This window comes from Halomonas sp., assembly GCF_033549285.1.
GTDB lineage: Bacteria > Pseudomonadota > Gammaproteobacteria > Pseudomonadales > Halomonadaceae > Halomonas.
In genome coordinates this window covers 65,074-89,427 of sequence record NZ_JAWSUJ010000002.1, presented here as the reverse complement: position 1 = coordinate 89,427, position 24,354 = coordinate 65,074, and the positions used below count along the sequence as shown (strand labels likewise).

General features: G+C 68.7%; 21 protein-coding genes. 14 read left to right on the top strand and 7 right to left on the bottom strand.

Annotation, left to right across the window (positions count from 1 at the left end; genetic code table 11):
* The first annotated feature begins 7 nt into the window (after positions 1-7).
* Both SCI24_RS01105 and SCI24_RS01100 read left to right on the top strand, forming a co-directional pair.
* Positions 8-4,162: a TIGR02680 family protein gene (locus SCI24_RS01105; protein WP_318723543.1), complete on the top strand. Its 4,155-nt coding sequence runs from the start codon at positions 8-10 to the stop codon at positions 4,160-4,162.
* Entirely contained in the window at positions 4,162-5,406 is a 1,245-nt protein-coding gene (locus tag SCI24_RS01100; protein ID WP_318723541.1) for a TIGR02679 family protein, read from the top strand. Before SCI24_RS01105 ends, SCI24_RS01100 begins: the two co-directional genes overlap by 1 nt.
* Here the strand turns inward: SCI24_RS01100 and SCI24_RS01095 are convergent.
* The gene (locus SCI24_RS01095) at positions 5,397-6,374 is read right to left on the bottom strand and encodes a DUF1853 family protein (protein ID WP_318723539.1); all 978 of its coding nucleotides are present in this window, start codon (positions 6,372-6,374) and stop codon (positions 5,397-5,399) included. The two genes, SCI24_RS01100 and SCI24_RS01095, sit on opposite strands and share 10 nt — an antisense overlap.
* A gap of 88 nt (positions 6,375-6,462) precedes the next feature.
* Here SCI24_RS01095 and SCI24_RS01090 point away from each other — a divergent pair, with 88 nt between their 5' ends.
* The 9 genes from SCI24_RS01090 (at position 6,463) to SCI24_RS01050 (ending at position 17,064) form a co-directional block, all read left to right on the top strand.
* Positions 6,463-7,392, top strand: coding sequence for an ABC transporter substrate-binding protein (locus SCI24_RS01090; RefSeq protein ID WP_318723538.1), 930 nt, complete (start codon positions 6,463-6,465; stop codon positions 7,390-7,392).
* A gap of 7 nt (positions 7,393-7,399) precedes the next feature.
* Positions 7,400-8,560: an ABC transporter permease gene (locus tag SCI24_RS01085; RefSeq protein ID WP_318723536.1), complete on the top strand. Its 1,161-nt coding sequence runs from the start codon at positions 7,400-7,402 to the stop codon at positions 8,558-8,560.
* Positions 8,557-9,501 carry an ABC transporter ATP-binding protein gene (locus SCI24_RS01080; protein ID WP_318723534.1) on the top strand — a complete coding sequence of 315 codons (945 nt, stop codon included), beginning with the start codon at positions 8,557-8,559 and terminating at the stop codon, positions 9,499-9,501. Before SCI24_RS01085 ends, SCI24_RS01080 begins: the two co-directional genes overlap by 4 nt.
* Positions 9,494-10,225, top strand: coding sequence for an ABC transporter permease (locus SCI24_RS01075; RefSeq protein WP_318723532.1), 732 nt, complete (start codon positions 9,494-9,496; stop codon positions 10,223-10,225). The genes SCI24_RS01080 and SCI24_RS01075 overlap by 8 nt, the downstream gene beginning before the upstream one ends.
* A gap of 313 nt (positions 10,226-10,538) precedes the next feature.
* Positions 10,539-11,753 (top strand): thiamine pyrophosphate-dependent dehydrogenase E1 component subunit alpha, encoded by a 1,215-nt coding sequence (locus SCI24_RS01070; RefSeq protein ID WP_318723530.1) that lies wholly within the window; start codon positions 10,539-10,541, stop codon positions 11,751-11,753.
* A gap of 1 nt (position 11,754) precedes the next feature.
* Positions 11,755-12,732 carry an alpha-ketoacid dehydrogenase subunit beta gene (locus SCI24_RS01065; protein WP_318723529.1) on the top strand — a complete coding sequence of 326 codons (978 nt, stop codon included), beginning with the start codon at positions 11,755-11,757 and terminating at the stop codon, positions 12,730-12,732.
* 28 nt (positions 12,733-12,760) lie between these two features.
* The gene (locus SCI24_RS01060; protein WP_318723528.1) at positions 12,761-14,371 is read left to right on the top strand and encodes a dihydrolipoyllysine-residue acetyltransferase; all 1,611 of its coding nucleotides are present in this window, start codon (positions 12,761-12,763) and stop codon (positions 14,369-14,371) included.
* A 4-nt stretch (positions 14,372-14,375) separates the two neighbouring features.
* Complete coding sequence (locus tag SCI24_RS01055) at positions 14,376-16,223, top strand: protein kinase domain-containing protein (protein WP_318723527.1); 1,848 nt, start codon at positions 14,376-14,378, stop codon at positions 16,221-16,223.
* 40 nt (positions 16,224-16,263) lie between these two features.
* The gene (locus SCI24_RS01050) at positions 16,264-17,064 is read left to right on the top strand and encodes a hypothetical protein (RefSeq protein WP_318723525.1); all 801 of its coding nucleotides are present in this window, start codon (positions 16,264-16,266) and stop codon (positions 17,062-17,064) included.
* 18 nt (positions 17,065-17,082) lie between these two features.
* Here SCI24_RS01050 and SCI24_RS01045 read toward each other — a convergent pair whose 3' ends face one another.
* The 4 genes from SCI24_RS01045 to SCI24_RS01030 form a co-directional block, all read right to left on the bottom strand.
* Positions 17,083-17,601, bottom strand: a complete 519-nt coding sequence (locus SCI24_RS01045; protein WP_318723524.1) for a winged helix DNA-binding protein — start codon at positions 17,599-17,601, stop codon at positions 17,083-17,085.
* Positions 17,602-17,630: 29 nt separating this feature from the next.
* A complete protein-coding gene (locus tag SCI24_RS01040) occupies positions 17,631-18,926 on the bottom strand; it encodes a TRAP transporter large permease subunit (RefSeq protein WP_318723523.1) in 1,296 nt (431 codons plus the stop codon).
* Between the two features lie 16 nt (positions 18,927-18,942).
* Complete coding sequence (locus SCI24_RS01035) at positions 18,943-19,494, bottom strand: TRAP transporter small permease (protein WP_318723522.1); 552 nt, start codon at positions 19,492-19,494, stop codon at positions 18,943-18,945.
* A 110-nt stretch (positions 19,495-19,604) separates the two neighbouring features.
* Complete coding sequence (locus SCI24_RS01030; RefSeq protein WP_318723521.1) at positions 19,605-20,606, bottom strand: TRAP transporter substrate-binding protein; 1,002 nt, start codon at positions 20,604-20,606, stop codon at positions 19,605-19,607.
* Positions 20,607-20,807: 201 nt separating this feature from the next.
* Here SCI24_RS01030 and SCI24_RS01025 point away from each other — a divergent pair, with 201 nt between their 5' ends.
* Genes SCI24_RS01025 through SCI24_RS01015 form a run of 3 tightly spaced genes read left to right on the top strand, consistent with a single transcriptional unit; the run spans position 20,808 to position 23,217 of the window.
* Complete coding sequence (locus SCI24_RS01025) at positions 20,808-21,563, top strand: 5-oxoprolinase subunit PxpA (protein ID WP_318723520.1); 756 nt, start codon at positions 20,808-20,810, stop codon at positions 21,561-21,563.
* Complete coding sequence (gene pxpB / locus SCI24_RS01020; RefSeq protein WP_318723519.1) at positions 21,560-22,288, top strand: 5-oxoprolinase subunit PxpB; 729 nt, start codon at positions 21,560-21,562, stop codon at positions 22,286-22,288. Before SCI24_RS01025 ends, pxpB begins: the two co-directional genes overlap by 4 nt.
* Entirely contained in the window at positions 22,285-23,217 is a 933-nt protein-coding gene (locus SCI24_RS01015; protein ID WP_318723518.1) for a biotin-dependent carboxyltransferase family protein, read from the top strand. The genes pxpB and SCI24_RS01015 overlap by 4 nt, the downstream gene beginning before the upstream one ends.
* Before the next feature lie 7 nt (positions 23,218-23,224).
* On the opposite strand, the gene SCI24_RS01010 is transcribed toward SCI24_RS01015, so the two are convergent.
* On the bottom strand, positions 23,225-23,434 hold the full coding sequence (locus tag SCI24_RS01010; protein ID WP_318723517.1) for a hypothetical protein: 210 nt from the start codon (positions 23,432-23,434) through the stop codon (positions 23,225-23,227).
* Positions 23,435-23,589: 155 nt separating this feature from the next.
* The gene (gene csiR / locus SCI24_RS01005; RefSeq protein WP_318723567.1) at positions 23,590-24,276 is read right to left on the bottom strand and encodes a DNA-binding transcriptional regulator CsiR; all 687 of its coding nucleotides are present in this window, start codon (positions 24,274-24,276) and stop codon (positions 23,590-23,592) included.
* Between the last annotated feature and the right edge of the window lie 78 nt (positions 24,277-24,354).

Genomic DNA, 24,354 nt, shown 5'->3' with positions numbered 1-24,354 from the left:
TCGTCCCATGAGTGAGCTTCCCGAACCGCAAGGCCAGCGCTGGCAGCCCTTGCGCTGCGGCCTGGTGGAGATCTTCTACTACGACGAGGAGACCTTCCACTTTCACGATGGCCGGCTGCTGCTGCGTGGCAACAACGGCACCGGCAAGTCCAAGGTAATGGCGCTGACCCTGCCGTTTCTGCTCGATGGGCAGTTGATTCCCTCCCGGGTGGAGCCCGACGGTGACAGTGCCAAGCGCATGGAGTGGAACCTGCTGGTGGGCGAGTACCAGGAGCGCCTGGGCTACACCTGGCTGGAGTTCGGACGCCTGGGTGAGGAGGGGCCAGAGACCTTCACGGTGGGCTGCGGACTCAAGGCAGTGGCGGGGCGACCGGTGCGCTCCTGGTTCTTCACCACGCGGCAGCGTGTCGGGCGCGACCTCTTCCTGATCGAGGGTGGTCGCAGCGTCAATCGCGAAAGGCTTGGTCAGGCGCTGGGACATCAGGGGCAGTTGTATGATCGTGCCGTGGACTACCGGCGTGCCATCGACGAGCGGTTGTTCCGCCTGGGAGAGCAGCGCTATGGCGCCCTGCTCGACCTGCTGCTGCAGCTGCGCCAGCCGCAGCTGGCCAAGAAGCCCGACCCCAATCGCCTTTCCCAGGCGCTCAGCGACGCCCTGCCACCGCTGGGTCGCGGACTGATCGGCGAGGTGGCCGAGGCCTATCGCAGCCTGGATGTCTACCGCGAGGAGATCCAGGGGCTTGAGGAAACGGCCCGCGCGGTAGAGGCCTTTCTGGGCCACTACCGCCAATATGCCGGTATTGCGGTGCGCCGCCGGGCCGACTTTCTGACCGGTGCCCACGCCGATTATGAGAAGGTGCGCCTGCAACTGGGCCGTGATCGCCAGGCTCATGATGAGGCCCTGGCGAGTCGGGAGGCGCTGGGTGAGTCACGCGAGGCGCTTGCCGAGCAGCAACGGGAGCTGACGGCACGCCAGCGTACCCTGGAGGCCAGCGACGCCATGCGCTCGGCCGAGGCGCTGCGAAATGCCGACGAGCTGGCGCGCCAGCGCCGTACCCGCGCCGACCTGGAAGGCCAGCGGCTGGGCAGGGAGCGCGAGGCTGACCGGCGCGCAGAGGACCGCCTTCGGGAGGCCGACACTGCCCTGGAGAGTAGCGTCGCGACCCTGGAGGCGCGCCGCGAGGAGAGCGATAATCTGGCCCATGCGGCGGGGGTGGGGGGCGACCACCGCCGAGAAATCGCCGCCCGGCTGCCGGGCGAGACGAACGAGCCTACGCCTCCCGATGCCCGGGAGGTCGAGGCCCTGCAGCAGGCGTTGCGAAACCTTCACCGCCGCCGCGAGGAGGGTGTCACACACCTCAACCGCCGCCTCGATGAGGTCGACAAGGCGGAGCGGGCCTACCACCGGGTGGAAGATGAAGCGCGCCGGGAGGAGGAGACCCTGGCGAGCCGCGAGGAGGAGTGGCAGGAGGCGATAAGCGCGCGTGCCGAAGCTGCCGAGACCTTGCAGGCAGGATGGCGCGAGCACCTTGCTGCCCTGGAGGAGCTGACCCCGGAAGATCCCGAGGCGCTGCTCGCCGAGCTCGCTCCCTGGTGCGATCACCTGAGCGGCGATGACCCGGCCGAGATTGGGCTTTCGGCGGCGCGGGATGCCCGGCGAGAAGCACTGGGGCATATGCGCCATACATGGGTCCGGCGCCAAGAGGAACTCGACGCCCAGCGCGCCGAGCTGGAAGCGGAGCGTCTCCGCCTGGAGGCCGGAGAGTCGCGGGTGCCGCCGGTGCCCTACACTCGGGGCGAGGCGAGCCGCGCGGCTCGCCCGGGCGCCCCGCTCTGGCAGCTGGTGGACTTCCAGCCGGACCTCAATGCGACTCAGCGTGCCGGGCTGGAGGCGGCCCTGGAGGCCTCGGGGCTGCTGGACGCCTGGGTGCTGCCGCAAGGCGAGCTGCTCGCTCCTGATACCTGGGACACCCTGCTGGCGCCGCTCACCGATGGCGCCGCACCTCCCGGGGAAGCCAGCCTGGCCGAGGTCCTGCGCCCCGATCTTTCCGAAGACTCCCCGGTGAGCCTGGCGGTAGTCGAGAAGCTATTGGCCAGCATCGGTCTGAGGGCCTCCGAGGCCCTCGCCTGGGTGAGTCCCGAGGGCGCCTGGCAGCTGGGACTGCTCAGCGGGCAGTGGGGTAAAGACGAGGCGGTCTATATCGGCCACGCCGCCCGCGAAGCGGCACGCCAGCACCGGCTGGCGGAGATTACGCAGGCGCTGGAGGGGCTTGTCGCAGAGACCGCCGAGATCTCCGCCGAGCTCGATCATCTCGAGTCGCGCAAGCAGGTCGCCGACCAGGAGTGGCAGCGCCGCCCCAGCGCCCAGGAGCTGCGCGATGCCCACGCCAACGAGGCGGCGGCGCGGCGCGCTCGGGATACCCAGGCCGAGCGTCTGGAGCAGGCGCGCCTGGCGCGGGAGGAGGCGCGCGAGGTGTTGGAGGTCCAGCGCGGCGAGCTCTACTTGGCCGCCGAGGATCTGCGTCTCCCCGCCGAGCGCGAGCCCCTGGCCCGCCTTCAGGCCGCGCTCAACGACTACCGGCTCGCTGTCAGCGAGCTGTTGCAGGCCATCACGGCCTGGCAGCAGGCCAGGCGCCGCCATGACGAGCGGCAGGAGGAGTACCAGGCAGCCGGCGAGGTGCTGGCCCAGGCCGAGCGGGAACACGCCGAGGCCGAGGAGCAGGCTCGCGAGGCGGAGGTGCGCCGGGATACCCTGCGCGACACCATGGGCGCCGAGGTGCAGGAACTGGAGCGCCAGCTGGCGGCCCTTCAGGAGCGCAGCGAGGCGTTGGCCCTGGAGCAGCGTGAGCTCGCCTCGCGCTACGAGACGCTGCTCGGCGAGGTGGCGCGCCTTGCCGAAAAAGTGACCCAGGGCGAACAGCGCCTGGCCGAGCTGGACGAACGTCGGTCAGAGAGGATCGCCGACTTCCGGTCCCTGGTGGAGGAGGGGCTGTTGCGCGTGGCCGCTCCGGAGCGATTCATGGACCAGGAGACCCCGACCTCCTGGGCGGCGGATCCTGCCGTGCGCCTGGCCCGGGCCGCCGCCCAGGCCACCGCCGCCGTCAATGCCGATGATGAGAGCTGGCGTAGCCACCAAGGGCATCTATACGAGCATATCAAGGTGCTGGGTGATGTCATGTCTCGGGGTGGGCACAACTGTGAGGCAGAAAGTCAGGATGACCTGATTTTGGTGCGCATCGTCTTCCAGGGTAGGCGCCAGGACCCGGATGCCCTGCATCGCCAGCTCAACGACGAGATCAGTCAGCGCCAGGCGCTGCTCAATGCCCGGGAGCGGGAGCTGCTCGAGAACTACCTGATCGACGAGGTGGCCAGCCATATCCAGGAGCGCATCACCGACACCGAGCGCCATGTGCGAGAGATGAATGGGGAGCTGGAGCGTCGCCCCACCAGTACCGGCATGCGGCTGCGCATCCGCTGGCAGTCGCTGACCGAGGGGCAGAGCGCTGGCGGCATGACGGCACCGGCGGGGCTGGAGGACGTCTGCCACCGGCTGCGGCGTCAGGCCCTGGATGCCTGGTCGCCGGAGGATCGCCAGGTAGTGGGCGACTTCCTGCGGCGGCGTATCGACGAGGCACGGGCCAGCGACGAGGGCGGCACCCTGCAGGAGATCCTCGAGCGCGCCCTGGATTACCGCTTCTGGCATCGCTTCGTGGTTGACCGCCATCAGAACGGCCAGTGGCGTCCGGCCTATGGTCCTGCCTCGGGGGGCGAGCGGGCGCTGGTGATCACCCTGCCGCTGTTCGCGGCCGCGGCCAGCCACTACGGCAGCGCCCATCACCAGGCGCCGCGCCTGGTGATGCTCGACGAGGTGTTCGCCGGTATCGACGATGACGCGCGGGCCAAGAGCATGGGCCTGCTGGCCCAGTTCGACCTGGACGCCGTGATGACCTCGGAGCGGGAGTGGGGCTGCTACCCGGACGTGCCGGGGCTCGCCATCGCCCAGCTGGTGCGCCGCGAAGGGGTCGATGCGGTCCACGTCACGCGTTGGCGGTGGGATGGCAAGCGTCGAGTGCGAGACGACGTGCCGGTTAGCCAGGCGCCTCAGGCGGTCGCAGAGAGCGCGGACACCTCAGCGCCGGGTGGCATGGACAGCCTGTTCTGATGGATCTATTACGCCTGCAGCGACTGCTGGGAGGGCCAGAGCTTGCTCGCTTGCGACAGCGGCTGGCGCGCAAGCTGCTGCGCGATGGTGGCGGGCGGCTCATCCTCAGTCGGGTCAGCGACAGCGAGCGCGCCGCCATCGAGAGACTGGTGGGACGCGCCCCACGCCAGGGGCGGTCACTGAGCATAGAGCTCGAGGCACTCTCCCAGACGCTGGCCAGGGCCGGGGTGGCGCAGGATTTGCGGAGCGCGCTGGAGGTCCTGGATGGCCCCCTGGTGGACGCCCGCGCCGAGCGGGAGGAGACGCGACAGCGCTGGCACGAACTGCTTGATGCCTATCGTTGCGAGTCGGAACGGCTGGGAGTCAGTGCCTGGCTGGAGGATCTACGCGGTGCTGGACAGCTGAAGCGCCTGGCGGGGGCTAGCGAAGGGCAGGGGCGTCTCCTGCTGGAACAATCGCTGGCTGTGCTTGAACGGTTGCCGGCACAGGGCATGACGCTCAGCACCTTGGCTGCCGACTGCCTGGGTGATGCCCACGCCCTGGATGCCGGTCGCCCTGTAGCGGCCCTGGTGCGTCGAGCCCTGGCGCGTCACTGGCAGGGCGGGGTTGCCCGAGTGAATCCCGATGAACGCAGTGTCTGGGCCCATGCCGGCGTGCTGATGGGGGGTGAGGTCACCAGTGCGGTGCTGACCTTGCGGCTGCCCGTGCGCCACGGGTCTGGGCTGGATGAAGCCCTGTCCCAGTTTTTCCATCACGCAGAGCCCAGCTGGGTGACCCTGCGGCAACTCCTGCGGCATCCCCCCGCCTGGGACTGTGCTGGTCAGGATGTCTTTGTCTGCGAGAATCCCGCCGTGCTGGCCGAGGCCGCCGAGCGGCTGAGGATCGACTGCGCGCCGCTGATCGCCACCTGGGGCCAGCCCGGTGCCGCCGTGCTTACCTTGCTGGAGCAACTGGAGGCCGTCGGGGCCGTGCTCCACTATCACGGTGATTTCGATTGGGCGGGTATCGGCATCGCCAACGCCTTGCTGGAACGTTTTGCCATGCGGCCGTGGCGGATGGAAAGAGCGGATTTGAAGGCCAGTGCCCATCTCGCGGGCAAGCCGCTGGAGGGCAAGCCTGTCGATGCCCGCTGGGATCCCCATCTACGCCCTGCCATGGAACAGCGCGGCCGGGCCCTCCACGAGGAGCAACTGATCGATGCGCTGCTGGCGGATCTCCGACTACCGCCTGGACATCAGGGATAGGGCGGTAGCGGAATCTGCCGCGGCCAGTCATCGGCGACCACGAACACCCGCCGCCAGCCCATGTCGGAATGCCACAGGGCCAGCTGGGTGGGGGAGGCCGGCGCGCTGAAGTGCTGTGCCAGCCTGGCCTCCAGGTCACGAAGCGGCGCAAGCGCCTCGCGCCGGGGGAGGGCGAGCCAGTGGGGCTTGTGCAGCCAGGCGCCTCGGGTGCCCCGGGGCAGGCCGTCGCGAACGCGGTGCCAGTCCCGGGCGAAGAGCCAGCGCCCCTGGAGGTGGTCGGGAGTGGCCTCTCGCGGGGCCGGCAGGGGGGCATGCCAGGGATAGAAGAGCACCCCCGGGATCGCCAGCCGCACGGCCATGGTTGGCGCCGACCCGTCCTGCCCAGGAGGCAAATGGGGCGACAGCAGCGGTAACAGGGCCTCGCGAGCCTCGGGGGAGCCGGCGAGCCTGAGCTGGTGGCGGTCCAGGTGCTCGCGCTTGGCGGCCAGGCTGTCGGCCCCGCCCGGGCCGATCCAGCGCGCCTGGCTGTCCGCCGCTCCCGGCCCCTGGGGAAGGCCCAGGTAGAACTTGATGGCGACCTCCAGGTGCACCAGGCTGGGGTCCGTCCGTCCACGGTAGAGCAGGTCCAGCTCGCCCAGGGTGCGCTTGCCCTGGTGGATGCGCAGGTTGTGGGCCAGCAGCCGGGTACCCGGTGCCTCCTCGAGCAGGAACTGCCAGAGCCGCTCGTGGTAGAGCCCCATGCGCCCCTTGAGCGCCGGGGCGAGGTGTGCCTCCAGGGCATCGGGCGCCGCTTCCAGCGCCTCGAGCCAGGCCGCCAGACGGTCGTCATCCTCAAGGCCCAGCTCCCGGCGCGACGGGCGCCCCGGCCAGGACATCGCGATCAGGTCGGGGGCCAGCACGATCCACGCGAGGTCGCGAACCAGCGGGTGATAGCAGCGATCGAGGAGTCCGCTTCCGGGTGGGGCCATGGCGATGTCCAGATGTTGAAGGGCGGGTCTGACAGACACGCTGTACAGACCTTATACTCAGGATCCATTCACAAGGAACCAGGTGAACATGATGATCCGTACGCTGATTTCCAGCCCAGTGTCTCGTTGCGCGGCCCTGGCTGCGGGTACCCTCATCGCCCTCTCGGCTCAGGCGCAGGACCCCGTGGTGGTCTCCTCCAAGATCGATACCGAGGGGGCGGTGCTCGGTCAGCTGATCCTGCAGCGCCTCGAGCAGGGTGGCATCGAGGTCGAGGATCGCCTTCAGCTGGGGGCAACCAGCATTGTGCGCGAGGCGCTGATCGCCGGCGAGATCGACCTCTACCCCGAGTACACCGGCAACGGCGCCTTCTTCTTCGACATGGCCGACAGTCCGGTGTGGAACGATGCCGACCAGGCCCTCGAGACGGTACGCGAGAAGGATCGCGAGGCCAACGGCCTGGTCTGGCTGACGCCGGCCGAGGCCAACAACACCTGGGCAATCAGCGTGCGCGGCGAGCTCGCCCGCGAGCACGAGCTTGCAAGCCTGGAGGACCTGGCGGCCTACCTCGACGACGAGGGCGAGTTCAAGCTGGCCGCCAGCGCCGAGTTCGTCGAGTCTGCCCAGGCATTGCCGGCCTTCCAGGAGGCCTACGGCTTCGAGCTCTCGGATGAGCAGCTGCTGGTGCTTTCCGGCGGCAATACCGCGGCCACCATGCGCGCCGCGGCACAGCAGACCAGTGGCGTCAATGCGGCCATGACCTACGGGACCGATGGTGGCCTGCAGGCCCTGGACCTGGTGGTCATGGACGACACCCTGGGGGTGCAGCCGGTCTACCAGCCCGCGCCGGTGGTGCGCGAGGAGGTACTCGAGAGCTACCCCGAGATCGAGTCCCTGCTCGAACCGGTCTTCCAGGCCCTGGACCTCGAGACCCTGCAGCGTCTCAATGGCGACGTGGCGGTGAACGGTCGGGATCCCGCGGCGGTCGCCGCCGACTTCCTCGACACTCTGGACGACTGAGGTCGTCTTGCGCCCGGAGACAACCGGTCCCAACGTCGTCCTGCTGAGCCTCTCGCTGGTCGCCCTGGCGGCCTGGCTGGGGTTGGACACGGTCAGCGTGGCCGCCAACCGCATCGTGCCTGGCACCGGTTATCGTGTCGACGAGACCATCGGCTGGGCTGGCGCCCTGGCCACGAGCCTTCCCTGGCTCGCACTGGCGGGGCTCGCCTGGCGACCCAGCCAGGGTCGCTTCGCCCTGTCGCTCGCGCTGGTGGTAGTGATGCTCTCGGGCCTGCCGGCCTGGCTGTCGCTCTCGGCCGTCACCCTGGTCGACGGCGCCCAGGCCCGGCTGGGCATCGGGGGTGGCATCTGGGTGGTGCTCTTCCTGCTGCTGCTGGCCATGATCGAGCTGCGCAGTCGCCTCATGATGTCGCGGCTCATGGGCTGGGCCTTGCTGCTGCCCCCGGTGGCCAGTGCCGGGCTCTGCCTCGCCCTCTGGCTGGAGCCCCTGGCGCTGTGGCAGGAGTATCGCAGTCGCAGTGGCCAGTTCCTGGGCGCCGTCGGCGAGCACCTGCTGCTGGTCGGGGTGGCCGTGGGGACGAGCCTGGTAATCGGCGTGGTCCTGGCGCTGGCCATGCGCCGCTGGCCCGGGGTGCAGAAGGCCGGCTTCGGTGTGCTCAACTTCCTGCAGACGATACCCAGCATCGCGCTCTTCGGCCTGCTGCTGGCGCCGCTCGCCTGGCTGTCGGCGAACGTTGCGTGGCTGTCGGCGCTGGGCGTCAGCGGCATCGGCTGGGCGCCGGCCCTGCTGGCGCTGGTGGGCTACAGCCTGTTGCCCATGGTGCGCAACACCTTCGTCGCCCTGGAGGCCGTCGACCCCGGGGTGATCGATGCCGCCCGCGGCATGGGCATGAGCCGCGGCCAGGTACTTCGCCAGGTGCGCCTGCCACTGGCGCTGCCGGTGATCCTCGAGGGCATCCGCATCACTACGGTACAGGCCATCGGGCTGACCGCCGTGGCCGCGCTGATCGGTGCCGGGGGGCTCGGCACCTTCATCTTCCAGGGGCTCGGCCAGGCCGCCATGGATCTCGTCCTGCTGGGCGCCCTGCCCATCCTGGTGATGGCGCTGCTGGTGGATGCCCTGCTTGGCGCCCTGACCGACGTCCTGCGCCCGGGAGGGGCCGAATGATCGACCTGATCCATGTCACCAAGCGCTTCGGCGCCGCCACCGCAGTGGACGATATCTCGCTGAGCGTGGCCCAGGGGGAACTCTGTGTGCTGGTGGGGACCTCCGGCTGCGGCAAGTCGACCACGCTGCGCATGATCAACCGGCTGATCGAGCACAGCGAGGGCGAGATCCACATCGATGGCCAGCAGATCCGCCGCTTCCGCGAGGAGACCCTGCGCCGGCGCATGGGCTATGCGATCCAGAGCACCGGGCTCTTTCCCCACTGGACGGTAGCCCGCAATATCGGCCTGGTGCCGCGGCTGCTCAAGTGGCCGAAGGAGAGGATCCAGGCGCGGGTCGAGGAACTGATGGCGTTGCTGGGGCTCTCCATGGCGGAGTTCGCCGGCAAGTATCCCCACCAGCTCTCCGGCGGCCAGGCGCAGCGGGTGGGGGTCGCCCGGGCGCTGGCCGCCGACCCCGACATCCTGCTGATGGACGAGCCCTTCGGCGCCCTGGATCCCATCACCCGGGAGGGCCTGCAGGAGGAGCTGCGCGAGCTGCAGTCCCGGCTTCACAAGACCATCGTCTTCGTCACCCATGACATGGACGAGGCGCTGCGCCTGGCGGATCACCTGGTGGTGATGCATCAGGGGCGCATCGTGCAGCAGGGGCGGCCCCTGGAGCTGCTTCGCGAACCGGCGGACGACTTCGTCGAGTCGCTGCTCGGAGGCGAGGATCGCGGCCTGAAGGAGGCGGCGCTGCTACCGGTCAGCCAGCGGATGCTGCCGCTGGGGTCGCACTCCTCCAGCGGCGAGCGGATTGGCCAGCACGCCAGCCTGCGCGAGGCCCTCTCGGTGATGCTGTGGCGTCATGCCGAGCGCCTCACCGTGGTGGACGACGACGGCCGGCCGGTGGGCGAGCTCTCCCTGCGCCGCCTGGTGGGAGCACGCCACGATGACTGAGCTTCGCCGCTGGGTCGTGCCGCTTGGCTGGCTGGCGCTACTGCTGGCGGCAACGCTCGGCATGGGGCAGCTGGAGGGGCTGTTTCGCTGGATCGAGTCCGACAGCCGCCAGGTGATCTATGCGCGTGCCGACTTCCTGACCCTGCTGGGTCGCCACCTGCTGGTGGTGAGCGTGGCGGCGCTGCTGGCCATCCTGCTGGGGGTGGGCGCCGCCATCGCCGCGACCCGCCGCTGGGGGCGGGACTTCCTGCCACTGGTCAGCCAGTTGGCGTCTATCGGCCAGACCTTCCCGCCGGTGGCGGTGCTGGCGCTGGCGGTGCCGGTGCTGGGCTTCGGCACCCTGCCGATCATCGTGGCGCTGCTGCTCTATGGCCTGCTGCCGATCGTGCGCAACACCCTGGCCGGGCTCGAGGGCATCGACCCCGGGGTGATGGAGGCGTCGCGTGGCATGGGCATGAGCGGCGGCCAGATCCTGCGCCAGGTGGAGCTGCCGCTGGCCGCACCGGTGATCCTTGCCGGGATCCGTACCTCGGTCACCATCAACATCGCCACGGCGGCCATCGGTGCCACCGTGGGGGCGAGCAACCTGGGCGACCCGATCATCTCGGGGATCGTCAACGGCAACACCGCCTATGTGGTGCAGGGGGCGCTGCTGATCGGGCTGCTGGCCATCAGCGTGGACAGCCTGTTCAGTCGGTTGCCGCTGGCCGGTTCCCGCTGCTGAGGGGGAACCCCCACAAGGTGTCTCCGGAGCCAGGCTGGGCAAGGAGGTTTTGTCGGAGCCGTCGGTTCGACGCCTCGACCTCGACTTGCACGGCGATTAGCGGTTTTGCTGATGGGGGTGCCCGTCGCGAATCGCGCTGCGAGCAGCGCTCCTACAGTGAGTCATGATTCCCTTTGCAGTATCGGGTGTCTGGTCAACGCCATCAGTTTACGTTAACGTCAATCATGTTGCGTTGACCGGCCCCGGGGTGACCCCCTGGCGGATCGGAACATTAAGGACAACACTGCCCCCAAAAGGGGCAAGGATCACGACGATGACAACAACAGCGGATATCCACGAGCCGACCTTCCTGGCCGGTGACGAGTTCAGCATTCCCACCTTCCGGCTGCTCAAGCAGGATGGCACCCTCCACGAGGGCGCCACGGCACCCGACCTCGAACACGACAAGGCGCTGGCCATCTACCGCGCCATGGTGGCCACCCGTGTGCTCGACGAGCGGATGCTCGCCGCCCAGCGCCAGGGGCGGCTCTCCTTCTACATGCAGTGCACCGGCGAGGAGGCCGCGGTGATCGGCGCCACGGCGGCGCTGGATGATGCCGACATGATCATGGCCCAGTATCGCGAGCAGGGCGCCCTGGTCTATCGCGGCTTCACCTTCGACGAGTTCATGAACCAGCTGTTCGGCAACGAGCTGGACTACGGCAAGGGGCGCCAGATGCCGATCCACTACGGGTCGCGCAAGCTCCACTACATGACCATCTCCTCGCCGCTGGCCACCCAGATTCCCCAGGCCACCGGCTACGCCTACGGCCAGAAGCTCGCCGGCGACGGCCAGTGCACCACGGTGTTCTTCGGCGAGGGCGCCGCCTCCGAGGGCGACTTCCACGCCGCCCTGAACATGGCGGCGGTCCACGAGGTGCCGGTGATCTTCTTCTGCCGCAACAACGGCTATGCGATCTCCACCCCGTCCATCGAGCAGTTCGCCGCCGATGGTGTGGCTCCGCGGGCCTTCGGCTATCGCATGCACGTGATCCGCGTCGACGGCAACGACATCCTGGCGGTCTACTCCGCCACCCGGGAGGCCCGCCGGATCGCCGTGGAGCACAACAAGCCGGTGCTCATCGAGGCCATGAGCTACCGCCTGGCCGCCCACTCCTCGTCGGACGACCCCTCCGGCTACCGCTCGAAGAAGGAGGAGGAGGCCTGGCGCGAGAAGGATCCGATCCTGCGCATGCAGCGCTGGCTGATCGACCTGGGCTGGTGGAGCGAGGAGGAAGAGAAGGCCCTTCAGGAGAGCCTGCGCCGCGAGGTACTGGAGACCATGAAGCGTGCCGAGAAGCGTCCGCCGCCGCCCCTGGACAGCCTGGTGACCGATGTCTATGCGGATGTCACCCCGGAGCTGCAGCGCCAGCTCGACGCCTTGAAGACCCATATCCGCCAGTACCCGGAGGCCTACCCGAAGGGGGCGCGCTCCCTGGATCCGGACGTGCGCGCCGGTGATGACGTTGCGGCCAAGGGAGGGGAGTGAGATGCCGACCATGAACATGCTGCAGGCCATCAACAACGCCCTGGACATCGCCATGGGCGAGGACGACAAGGTACTCTGCTTCGGCGAGGATGTGGGCAGCTTCGGCGGCGTCTTCCGTGCCACCAGCCATCTGCAGGAGAAGTACGGCCGCGCGCGCTGCTTCAATACGCCGCTGGTGGAGCAGGGCATCATCGGCTTCGCCAACGGCCTGGCCGCCCAGGGCTCGGTGCCGGTGGCGGAGATCCAGTTCGCCGACTATATCTTTCCGGCCTTCGACCAGATCGTCAACGAGACGGCCAAGTTCCGCTATCGCTCCGGCGATCTCTTCAACGTCGGCGGCCTGACCATCCGGGCCCCCTACGGCGGCGGCATCGCCGGCGGCCACTACCACTCCCAGTCGCCGGAGGCCTACTTCACGCATACGCCCGGCCTCAAGATCGTCGTGCCCCGCGACCCCTACCAGGCCAAGGGCCTGTTGCTGGCCTCCATCCGCGACCCCGACCCGGTGATCTTCTTCGAGCCCAAGCGCCTCTACCGGGCTGCGGTCGGCGAGGTGCCGGAGGAGGACTACCAGCTGCCCATCGGCGAGGCCGAGGTGACCAAGGAGGGCACCGACGTGACCCTGGTGGGCTGGGGGGCCCAGATGGAGGTGATCGACCGCGCCGTGGAGCTGGCCGAGAAGGACGGCATCTCCTGTGAGGTGATCGACCTGCGCACCCTGCTGCCCTGGGACCAGGACAGCGTCGCCGAGTCGGTGTTGAAGACCGGCCGGCTGGTGGTCACCCATGAGGCGCCGCGCACCGGGGGCTTCGCCGGCGAGATCGCCGCGGCCATCCAGGAGCGCTGCTTCCTGTACCTGGAATCCCCCATTGCCCGGGTGACCGGCCTGGATACCCCCTTCCCGCTGACGCTGGAGAAGGAGTACCTGCCGGATCACCTGAAGATCGTCGAGGCCATCCGCGCCAGTGTGAATTTCTGACGACCGGGTTCAGGACAGGAGAGACAAGATGACAGAGTTCAAGCTGCCCGATATCGGCGAAGGTATCGTGGAGTGCGAGGTAGTGGAGTGGCGCATCAAGGAGGGTGACGTCATCGAGGAGGACCAGCCGGTGGTCGAGGTGATGACCGACAAGGCGCTGGTCGAGATCACCGCGCCGGAGGCGGGGCGGGTCACCCGGCTTCATGTGCCCAAGGGCGAGATCGCCAGGGTGCATGCGCCGCTCTTTGCCTATGAGGCCGAGGGCGAGACGTCCGACGAGTCCGACACGTCTCATGGCGGCTCTGGCGATGAGGCAGGCAGGGAGTCCAGGGGCACCGAGGGGGCTCAGGCGGCACCGCCATCGAGTGGGGCCAGCAAGGATTTCATCCTGCCGGACCTCGGCGAGGGGATCGTCGAATGCGAGGTGGTGGAGTGGCGCATCAAGGAGGGTGACACCATCGAGGAGGACCAGCCGGTCGTGGACGTGATGACCGACAAGGCCATGATGGAGATCACCGCCCCCGAGGCGGGGCGGGTCACCCGGCTTCACGTGCCCAAGGGCGAGATCGCCCGCGTCCATGCCCCGCTGTTCGCCTATGCCCCGGAGCACGTCGAGGAGACGGACGAGACCGCCACGGCCGCGCCTGCACCCTCCGAGGCGGCAGCGCCCGCGGCCTCCGCCGCGACATCGAGGGCCGAGACCCCGCCGGCCGGTGGGCTGGGGCCCCACGGGCGGATCCCGGCGAGTCCGGCGGTGCGGCGCCTGCTGCGCGAGCATGGCCTGCGCCTCGAGCAGGTCCCGGGGTCCGGCAAGCAGGGGCGGGTGCTGAAGGAAGATATTCAGGCCTTCCTGGAGCGCGACGGCACGAGCGCCGCGGAGCCGGCGCCTGCCGGGGAAGCGACACCCTCGGCGCGGCCATCGACCGGCGAGGCGGAGGTTCGCGTCGAGCCCCTGCGCGGCGTTCGGGCCGCCATGGCCCGCCAGATGGTGGCCGCGGCCTCGACGATCCCGCACTTCCAGTACGGCGAGGAGCTCGATGTCACCGAGCTGCTGGCGCTGCGCGAGCGCCTCAAGCCCGAGGCCCAGGCCCGTGAGGCGCGCCTGACGCTGATGCCCTTCTTCATGAAGGCCATGGCGCTGGCGATCCGCGACTTCCCGATCCTCAACAGCCGCCTCAACGAGGCAGGTGACGAGATCCACTATCTGCCGTCCTGTAACATCGGCATGGCCGTGGACGGCAAGGCGGGGCTGATGGTGCCCAACGTCAAGGGGGTGGAGCGGCTGACCCTGCTGGAGATCGCCGGCGAGATCCAGCGGCTGACCCATGAGGCCCGCGAGGGCCGGGTGGCGGCAGCCGACCTGAAGGGCGGGACCATCAGCATCTCCAACATCGGTGCACTGGGCGGGACCTATGCGGCGCCGATCATCAATGCCCCGGAGGTGGCCATCGTCGCCATCGGCAAGACCCAGTGGCTGCCGCGCTTCGATGAGCAGGACAGGGTGGTCAAGCGGGCGATCATGACCGTCACCTGGGCGGGGGATCACCGCCTGATCGATGGCGGCACCATTGCCCGCTTCTGCAACGCCTGGAAGGGCTATCTCGAAGCGCCGGAGACGATGCTCCTGCATCTCGGCTGATCCCATGACCCAGGCGTCCCTGCAGCAGTTCTACATCCCGGAAGAGCAGTCGATCTACCTGCTCAGCCACGATGACGCCCGCAAGCTCAAGGCGTGGGTGGCGCTGTGCCAGGCCCAGCTGGAACAGCTGGGCTACCGGAACATCGAACTGATCGGCAAGGGCGCCTACGGCTTCGTCTTCGCCGGGCTTACCGGGGTCGGCGAGCAGTACGTCTTCAAGTTCACCCGCGTCAACCTGCCCCAGCACCTCCAGGACCGCCTGGAGGAGGAGGCCTTCATGCTGGAGCAGGTCGACCATCCGCGGGTGCCCAAGCTGATCGTCTTCCAGCGGGTGCGCAGCCAGTCGATCCTGGTGATGCAGCGCGCCCCGGGCTTCAACATGGAGGAGGTCTCGTTGCGCGCGGGGCGGCTCTCGCCACGCCTGGTGGTGCGCATCGCCGACCAGCTGGCCGATATCCTGCGCACCCTGCGCCGCGAGAGCGGGCCGGCCGGCAGGCCGGTGGTGCATGGCGACATCAAGCCCTCCAACCTGGTCTTCGACGATACCCACGAGACCATCGCGCTGATCGACTGGGGCTCCTCGGTGTTCGCCCAGCTCGACGCCAGCCTGCAGTTCGTGGCGACCAACGTCATGGAGCTGATGTCGGACAACCTGCAACAGACAAACGCCCGGCTGGGGGATGTCTACTTCATCGGCGAGGAGCAGCTCAACGGGGCGCTGTCATCGCCGCGCTTCGACGAGCAGGGCGCGGCGGCCACCCTCTACGCCCTGGCCTCGGCCCAGTCCTGTCGCTTCGGCCACCGTGCCATCCCCGCCACCTCCCTGGGGTTGCCCATGGAGTTCGCGCGCATGCTCGATGGCATGCTCGATCCCGACCCGCGCACCCGCATGCGCGCCGGCGACCACTTCATCCGCGAGATGCCGAGGCTTGGCCGCCTGGTGATGCTCGACCTGCCCACGCCCCAGGAGCCCCCCCTGGTGCCGGTATGGAGTCGCCCGGCCGGTCGCGAGATCGACACCGTGGTCTACAGCTCGCGCAAGTCCTTCCTGCGCGAGGAGGGCGGGCGCGAGACCCTCAACGACGTCAACGACGTCCAGCTCGATCGCTACTACAAGAACTTCATGCAGAACATGGGCGAGACCGAGAAGGCCTTCCTGGCGGCGGTGAGCCGGCTCGGCAAGTACCCGGTGGTGGGCGGGCTGGCGGTGCGCTGGGAGGCCGAAGGGGTCTATATCGACACCTCGCTCAACCTGCACGACCCGGCCCTGAAGCAGGCCTTCATCGCCGCGGTCAACAACATGGTGACCCTGGCCCGGGCGATCCACCGTCGTGGCATCTTCAAGAGCTGCCTGTTCAATGCCCGCGACACCCTGCACCTGGACCGGGAGAGCGTGGATCAGCCCTTCGAGATCCTGCCGGGGATGCGGCTGCACTACGAGGTCAGCGCCGTGCCCGAGCTGGAGGACCGTTCGCGCCTGCACAGCTACTTCGAGGATGGTCCGGACCCGGAGGAGTTCCTGGTCCTGCCCGAGGCGATCATCGCCTCGCTGGAGGCCCTCAACGAGATCCACCACACGGGGATGATCATCTTCGAGGCGCTGCCCCAGCACCTCAAGATCCACAGCCACTACCGGCTGCTCGATCCCTCCCGGGAGGCGGAGTTCCGGCGCCGCCTGGATGACATCCTCGAGGCGGTGGGGCTGATCGAGGGGCTCGGGGTGTCGGGCTTCATGAAGATGCCCTACAAGGACACGCGCTTCTTCGCCCATATCGAGCGCCAGCCCGAACGCTTCTATCCGCGCAATCCTCGGCAGGTGGCCGAGCTGTCGGCGATCCGGGAGAGCGAGTAGACTCTCCGGTCTGGTCCGACAGGGAGGTCGATCGTCATCCATGCTCCAGCTGATGCTGATCAAGCTGCTGGCGACTGCCGGCATCGTCATTCTCGTGGCGCTCTCGGTGGGCCGCATGGGGCCGCGGCTGGGCGGCATACTCGCCGGCACGCCGGTGATCCTCGGTCCTGGCTACTTCTTCATGCTGCGCGAGCAACCGGCGGGCTTCGTGCAGGACGCCGTGCTTTCCACCCTGCACGCCCTGGTGGCGACCCTGCTGTTCACGGTGTGCTTCGTGCTGACCGCGGCGCGACTCTCGGCCCTGCACAGCCTGACGCTTGCCAGCCTGCTCTGGGTGCCCGGCGCGTTGCTGTTCACGCAGCTGCCGGGAGGCCTGCTCGCTGCCCTTGCCGCCTACCTGGCGGTGCTGCTGGTCGCAGAGGGCGTCAATCGCTGGCAGCGACTGGGGCAGCCGGTGGTGGTGGCAAGCTCGGGCTGGCTCGACCTGCTGCTGCGCGGGCTGCTGGCGGGGGCGGTGGTGAGCCTCGCGACCACCCTGGCGGCGAGGTCAGGCCCCGAGCTGTCCGGTGTCATTCTGGGGTTTCCGGTCGGTATCCTGACCATCGCCTGGGCGCTGCACGAGCGCTATGGGGCCGAGGTGGCACGCATGACCGTCAGCATGACCCAGCGCGGCATGCTGAGCCTGCTTGCCTTCTGCGCCGTGAGCTATCTCGGCGTGGGCCACCTGCCGGGCATGCTGGTCTTCGCCCTGTCCCTGGCGGCGTCGATGGCGACGAGCTTCCTGCTGTTCATGTTCAGCCTGTGGCGGGCCCGCCGGCTTTACCCGCGCGCGTCTGCCTAGCCCGGGAGCCCCATCCGGCTAGAGCGAGGCGGCGGATCGGGCGGCCTGGTCATAGAGCCCGGACATCGCCCGCAGCAGCCCCGCCAGGCGACTCATCTCCTCGCGCTCGATGCCCATGGAGGAGAGCGAGTCGACCAGGCAGGCCTCGCGGATCTCGGCATAGCGGCTGCAGGCCTCACGCCCCTCGTCGGTGGTGCGAAAGAAGGTCTCCTTGCCCTGCTTCTCGCCGGCCACCAGCCCCAGGCGGCCCAGCTTCTTCAGCGCATAGGTCACCGTGTGGGTGTCCTCGACGTTGAGCACCAGGCAGATGTCCGCCTGGCGCTTGGCGCGCTCCCGATGGTTGACGCTGTGCAGCACCAGCACGTCCAGGGCGCCGAGCTCCGGATAGCCGCTGGCCGTCATGCAGCGCACCATCCAGCGGTCGAAGGCATGGCCGGCGATGATCAGCCCGAACTCGAACTCCGAGAGTTCCTGGCTGCTGCGCGACAGGTGCTCCGAGGAGACGATGGGGCCGCGAGGTGTCCTTGCGCTTGTCACGTGGTGCTCCTTGTCCCTGGTTTGCTTGCTCAGTTGCCCATGGCCTGTGGCAGCCAGGTGACGATGCCGGGGAAGAGGCTGATCAGCACCACGCCGAGCATCATCAGGAAGAAGAACGGCATGGCCGCCCAGGCGATCGACAGGATATTGCGCCCCGTCATGCCCTGCAGCACGAAGAGGTTGAAGCCGACCGGCGGGGTGATCTGCGACATCTCCACCACGATCACCAGAAAGATGCCGAACCAGATCAGGTCGATACCGGCGGCCTCGACCATGGGCAGCATGATGGAGGTGGTCAGTACCACCACCGAGATGCCGTCCAGGAAGCAGCCCAGCAGGATGAACAGGACCGTGAGCGCCGCGAGCAGCATGAAGGGGGACAGCCCCAGGGTGCCGATCCAGGCGGCGAGCTCGCGGGGCAGCCCCGTGAAGCCCATGGCCGCCGTGAGGAAGGCGGCACCCGCCAGGATGAAGGCGATCATGGTCGAGGTGCGCACCGCCCCGAGCAGGGCGTCGCGGAACACCGTGCCGTCCATGGAGCCCTGGGTGCTGGCCAGCAGCAGCGAGAGCACGACACCCACGGCGGCCGCCTCGGTGGGGGAGGCCAGGCCGGCATAGATCGAGCCGATGACGCCGACGATCAGCGCCAGCAGGGGAATCAGGCGGCGTGCCCGGCGCAGTTTCTCGCCCAGCGGCAGGCCGGTCTCGGCGGGCGGTATCTTGTCCGGGAAGCGCCAGGCCCAGAGCATCAGGTAGCCGGCGAACAGCGAGATCAGCAGCAGGCCGGGGAAGATACCGGCCATGAAGAGGCGCGCGATGGACTGGTCGGTGGCCACGCCGTAGACGATCAGGATGATCGAGGGCGGAATCAGCAGGCCGAGGGTCGCCGAGCCGGCCAGGGTGCCGATGACCAGCCCCTCGTCATAGCCGCGGCGGGTGAGCTCGGGGATGGTCATCCTGCCCATGGTGGCGCAGGTGGCCGCCGAGGAGCCGGAGACGGCGGCGAACAGGCCGCACCCCACCACGTTGGTGTGCAGCAGGCGCCCCGGGATGCGCTGCATCCAGGGCGAGAGGCCGGTGAACATGTCGTCGGCGAGCCGCGAGCGGAAGAGGATCTCGCCCATCCAGATGAACATCGGCAGGGCGGTGAGCTCCCAGCTGTAGCTCCCGCCCCAGATATTGGAGGCCAGCACGTCGCCGGTGGGCACCGAGGTGAACTGCGAGAGCCCCAGCCAGCCCAGCGCCAGCAGGGAGAAGGCCACCCAGACGCCGCTGCCCAGCAGCAGCAGCAGGGTGGCGAAGAGAACCGTCATCATCACGAGCATGGTATGTCTCCCGGGCTCATTCCTGGCCGCTGTCGTCGATGGTGAAGCTGGAGGGCCGGGTCACGGCGGTCACCAGGGTGGCCAGCCAGGCCTCGGCCAGGGCCAGGCAGAACAGCACCACGCCGCTCAGCATGGCCGACTGGGGAATCCACAGCGGGATGCTCAGCAGGCCGTAGGAGGTCTCGTTGAAGGCGATGCTGTCGTCCAGCAGCCAGTAGAGGTACCAGCCGAGATAGAGGCTGAGCACCAGGGCAATGCTCAGGCAGAAGAGCTCGACGAAGGCGCGAGGCGCGGCGGGGAGCCGTCCGATCAGCAGCGTCACGCGGATATGCCCCCCATGCACGAAGGTGTAGGCGAGCCCCAGGAAGCTGGCACCGACCAGCAGGAAGCCGGAGATTTCCGAGAGGCCGGGAATCGCCAGGCCGATGCGGTCGCCGCCGATCCCGGTGGCAATGCGATCGATGATGCGCCCGAGGATCTGGGCGGTGATCAGCGCGCAGATCAGGCAGAGGCAGAGGGCGGCCAGGTAGCCGCCCAGGTGGTAGAGCGGTCGCAGACGGTAGGTCATGGCGGAAACCGGAAGCAGGGCCGGAGCGTGGGGCGCCTTTGGACTTGGGCGGTCTCGCAGTGCATTAGCGCCAAGTCGCACAGGCACCCAGGCTCCGGCGGGTGGCGGGTTCAGTCGCGGGCGGCCTCGTAGGCCTCGAGGATGGCGGCGCCCTGGTCACCGGCGCGGCCGGCCCACTCCTCGGTCATGGTCTCGCCGACCTCCTGGAGCAGTTCGGCGAGTTCCGGGGTCGGTTCGCTGACCTCGATGCCATTCTCCTCGAGCACCGCGAGGGCATCGTCGGTCTCCTGACGGCTCATCGCCCACCCGCGCGTCTCGGCCTCGGCGGCCGCGTCCAGGACCGCCTGCTGGGTGGCCTCGTCGAGGCGCGAGAAGGCCTTCTCGCTGACGATCACCATGTTCTTGGGCAGCCACAGCTGGGCGTGGTTGAAGTGGCTCAGGTAGTCCCAGGCCTTGGTGTCGGCGCCGGTGGCCGGCGAGGTGATCATGGCGTCGACGCGGCCGGTGCTGAAGGCGGTGGGGATGTCCGGCACCTCGACCTGGGTCGGCACGGCGCCGACCAGCTGGGCGATCCGCTCGCTGGCGGTGTTGTAGGCGCGCATGCTGAGGTTCTTGAGGTCGTCGCCGGACTCGATGGCCTGGTTGGTGTAGATCCCCTGGGGCGGCCAGGGGACGGCGAAGAGCAGGCGCAGCTGCTGTTCGGCGAGCTCCTCGGCGATCACCTCGCGGGAGGCCTCCCACAGGGCCTGGGCATCCTCGTAGCTGGAGGCCAGGTAGGGCACCGAGTCGACCTCGAAGATCGCGTTCTCGTTGGCCAGGCGGGACATGATCAGCTCGCCGATGGGCACGATGCCGCGACGCACCGAGTTCTTGATCTCGGCATGGCCGATCAGCGAGCCGTTGGAGTGCACGGTGATGTCCAGTTCGCCATCGGTGGCCTCGCGCACGTCGTCCGCGAACTCCCGGATGTTGACGGTATGGAAGGTCATGTCGCCATAGGGCGTGGGCATGTCCCATTCGGTGGCGGCCTGGGCGGTGCCGCCCAGGGTGGCTAGGCTGAGACCGATGGCGGCAGCCGAGGTCAAAGGTACAAGGGGGAAGCGGGCAGTCATGTGCGGTTCCTCGAGTCGGGTTCTTGTTGTCGCTGCGGGTCGTCGGACAGCGGGCCGTCAAGAATGAGTCTAGCGAGTGTTCGCGAGGAAGGTTAAGCGGCCGGTCGACGCCTGGTCAACGATGTGTAGACTAAAGATCGATGTCTTGTCGATAAAACGTTGATAAATTCTCTTCAATGCGTAACCCGAAGGAGGTGAATGATGAAGACCCTGCTGCTCAATGCCGACATGGGCGAGAGCTTCGGTCCCTGGGTCATGGGGCTGGACCACGAGGTGATGCCCCACGTGGACCTGGCCAACGTGGCCTGTGGTTTCCACGCCTCCGACCCGGACGTGATCCGCATGACCGTGCGTCTGGCCAAGCGCCATGGCGTTACCGTTGGGGCGCATCCCGCCTATCCGGACATGGTCGGCTTCGGGCGCCGCTCGATGGCCTGTTCGGCCGAGGAGGTCGAGAACCTGGTGCTCTATCAGGTCGGTGCCCTGGCCGGGGTCTGCCGGGCCGAGGGCCTGGAGGTCGGTTACGTCAAGCCCCACGGTGCCCTCTACAACGACATGATGCGCGACCCGGAGATCCTCGATGCCGTGATGCGTGCGCTGGTGGCCTATGACGTCCGCCTGCCGCTGATGGTGATGGCTACCCGGGACACCAGCGCGCCCCGGGAACTGGCCGAGCGGCATGGCGTGACCCTGTGGTTCGAGGCCTTTGCCGATCGCGCCTACGATGCCGAGGGACGGCTGGTCTCCCGTCGAGAGCTGGGGGCCGTGCACCACGACCCCGAGGTGATCGTCGACCAGGCGCAGCGCATCGCCCGTGGCGAGCCGCTCACGGCCAGCGACGGCAGCGACCTCGTGCTGGCCGCCGATACCCTCTGCGTGCATGGCGACAATCCCGAGTCGATCGCCGCCATCAAGGCGATCCGCGAGGCGCTCGACGGCCTGGTGAGCGCCTCATGAGCGATACGTTTCCGCCGGGACTGCCACGCCTCGAGTCCGCCGGGCTGGATGGCTGGATCGTGCGGCTGTTCGATGCTATCGACGAGGCCAACATGCCCTGGCTGACCGCCCTGGTGAGGGGGTGCGAGACGGCCTTCGGCGACCACCTGGTCGACCTGGTGCCGTCCTATACCACCCTGCTGGTGGTCTTCGACCCGCTGCGATGCTCGCCCGACGAGGCCAGGCGACGCCTGGTCGAGATCCTGGAGCGGCTACAGCCCGACGAGGAGGTGGCGGACGCACCGGTGAAGGAGCTGCCGGTCTGGTATGACGCCTCCGTGGGGCCCGAACTGTCGCGCCTGGCCGAGCTGGCCGGCATGAGCCTCGAGGAGGTGGTGGCCTGTCACAGCGAGCGCAGCTACCGGGTCTTCGCCCTGGGCTTCGCGCCCGGCTTCGCCTTCATGGGCAGCGTCGATGCCAGGCTCGAGGCACCACGGCTGGAGACTCCGCGGCGGCGCGTGCCGGCGGGCAGCGTGGCCGTGGCCGGGCGCCAGACTGCGGCCTATCCCGCAATCACGCCGGGCGGCTGGAATCTCATCGGCCGGACCCCGGCGGTCCTTTTCGATCGGGATCGGGAGGGCTTCAGCCTGCTCCAGGTGGGCGACCGGGTTCGCTTCGTGCCCATCGAACGTGCCGAGTTCGAGCGCCTGGGGGGCGATACCCGACCGATGGAGGAGGGGAGATGACGCAGGCGATTGCCGGACTGAGCGTGTCCCGTGCCGGCCCCCTGGCGCTACTCCAGGATGCCGGGCGCTTCGGCGTGCGGCGGCTGGGGGTGACCCAGGGCGGGCCGGTAGACCTGCATGGCTGGGCCTGGGCCAACCATCTCGTGGGCAACGCCTGGGGAACCCCGGCCCTGGAGGTGACCTTCGGCGGCCTCGAGCTCGTGGCCGAACGGGACCTGGTGCTGGCCGTGGCGGGGGCGGACCTCTCCGCGACCCTGGATGGCGAGCCGCTCGCCGGCTGGCGCTCGTTCACCGCGAAGGCGGGCCAGCGGCTCGCCTTCGCGGCACCCGCCAATGGCCTGAGGGCCTACCTGGCGGTGGCCGGTGGCTTCGCGGCGGCGCCGGTGCTGGGCAGCGTGGCCTGTGTGGTGCGCGAGGGGCTGGGCGGCCATGATGGCCAGGGTCACCGGCTGGCCGAGGGCGACACCCTGCGGGTCACGCCGCGGCGTGCCGCTGTCGGCCGCGAGGCTCCCCGGGAGGTGCCATGCGACTATCGCCGGCCGGCCGAGCTGGCGCTGCTGCCGGGCGCCCAGGTAGGCGAGTTCAGCGGGGAGAGTCTCTTCCAGGCGTTCAATGCATCCTGGCGGGTGGATGATCGCGCCGATCGCATGGGCGTGCGCCTGACGGGCCCCCGGCTCGATTGCCGGATGGCCAGCATGATCTCCGAGGGGATCGGCCTGGGCGCGGTGCAGGTGCCGCCGGACGGCCAGCCCATTGCCCTGCTCAATGACCGCCAGACCATCGGCGGCTACCCCCGGCTCGGAGCGCTCACGCCGCTGGCCTGCTCACGGCTGGCCCAGTGCCTGCCGGGGCAGGAGGTACGACTGAGGGCGGTGGCGACCGAGCAGGCCCTGGCGGCCTACCGAGACTTTCGCGCCATTTTCGACTGAGTCGCGATCAGGCGCCCAGGCCGCTCTCGCGCAGCAGCTGGTCGATGCTGCGCTCGACGCGGGGCGCCTCGCCCTCGATGAGCAGCTGGGTCTCCAGGTCGGCCAGGCCATCCTGCACCAGGCGCTCGATCAGATCGGCCTTGGCGATGCCGGTGTGGTGGCTGGCACGCTCCAGGCGGGTTTCCAGGTCGCGGGGGAATCTCAGCAGGTGGGGCATGGTCTCTCTCCTGGGACTGGCGCCGGATCCCCGGGCGCATGGAATGTATCCTGAGTGTAACATTGGCATCTCGTCCGGTGATGCCTGTCGGGAAGTTTCATGCCTGGTGATGACGTCGGCATGACATCGCTCAGCCCGCCTGGGCGGGGGCGGACTCAGGCCAGCCCTCGCCGGCGCATGACCTCGGTGATGATGGGAACCGGCGTCATCAGGTGTTCGCGCATCATCTCGGCGGCGCGCGGGGCGTCGCGGGAGAGGATGACCTCCACCAGGGCAGCATGCTCGCGCCGCTTGCGCTCCAGGGCCTCGGCGGAGAAGACCGTCTCGCGCAGCCAGAGATGGCGATAGCGCTCCACCTGGTCGAACAGGCTATCGCGGACCTTGAGCAGGTGGGGGGAGTTGCAGCCGGCGGCGATGGCGGTATGGAAGGCCTTGTGGCGGGTGTCCCAGACGTCGAGCAGTTCCTCGGAGCTGTTGACCTCCGTCACCTTGGCCAGCGTATGGGCCTTGGCCAGGATGTCGGCCTCCCAGTCGTCGCCCCCGCGCTGGATGGCGAGTTCCAGGATGAGCCCCTCGAGCTGGGCCCGGGCGTCATAGAGGTCGGCGAGCTCCGACAGCGACATGGGCGCCACCCGATAGCCACGCTGGCTGATGGCCACCACCAGGCTCTCGGCCACCAGCTGCGAGAGCGCCTCGCGCAGGGGACCGATGCCCAGCCCGTAGCGCTCCTTGAGACCGCTCATCAGCAGCTTCTCGCCGGGCGTGAAGACGCCGCGGATGATGTCGCGTTTCAGCCAGTGGTAGGCACTGACGCCCAGGTTCTGTTTCGAGGTGGTGTCCATGGCGCGCTGTCGTTCCGGATGTGGTGCCATCATACCCAATCATCGCCACTGCGGTGAATCGTGTCGTGGCTCATCGAA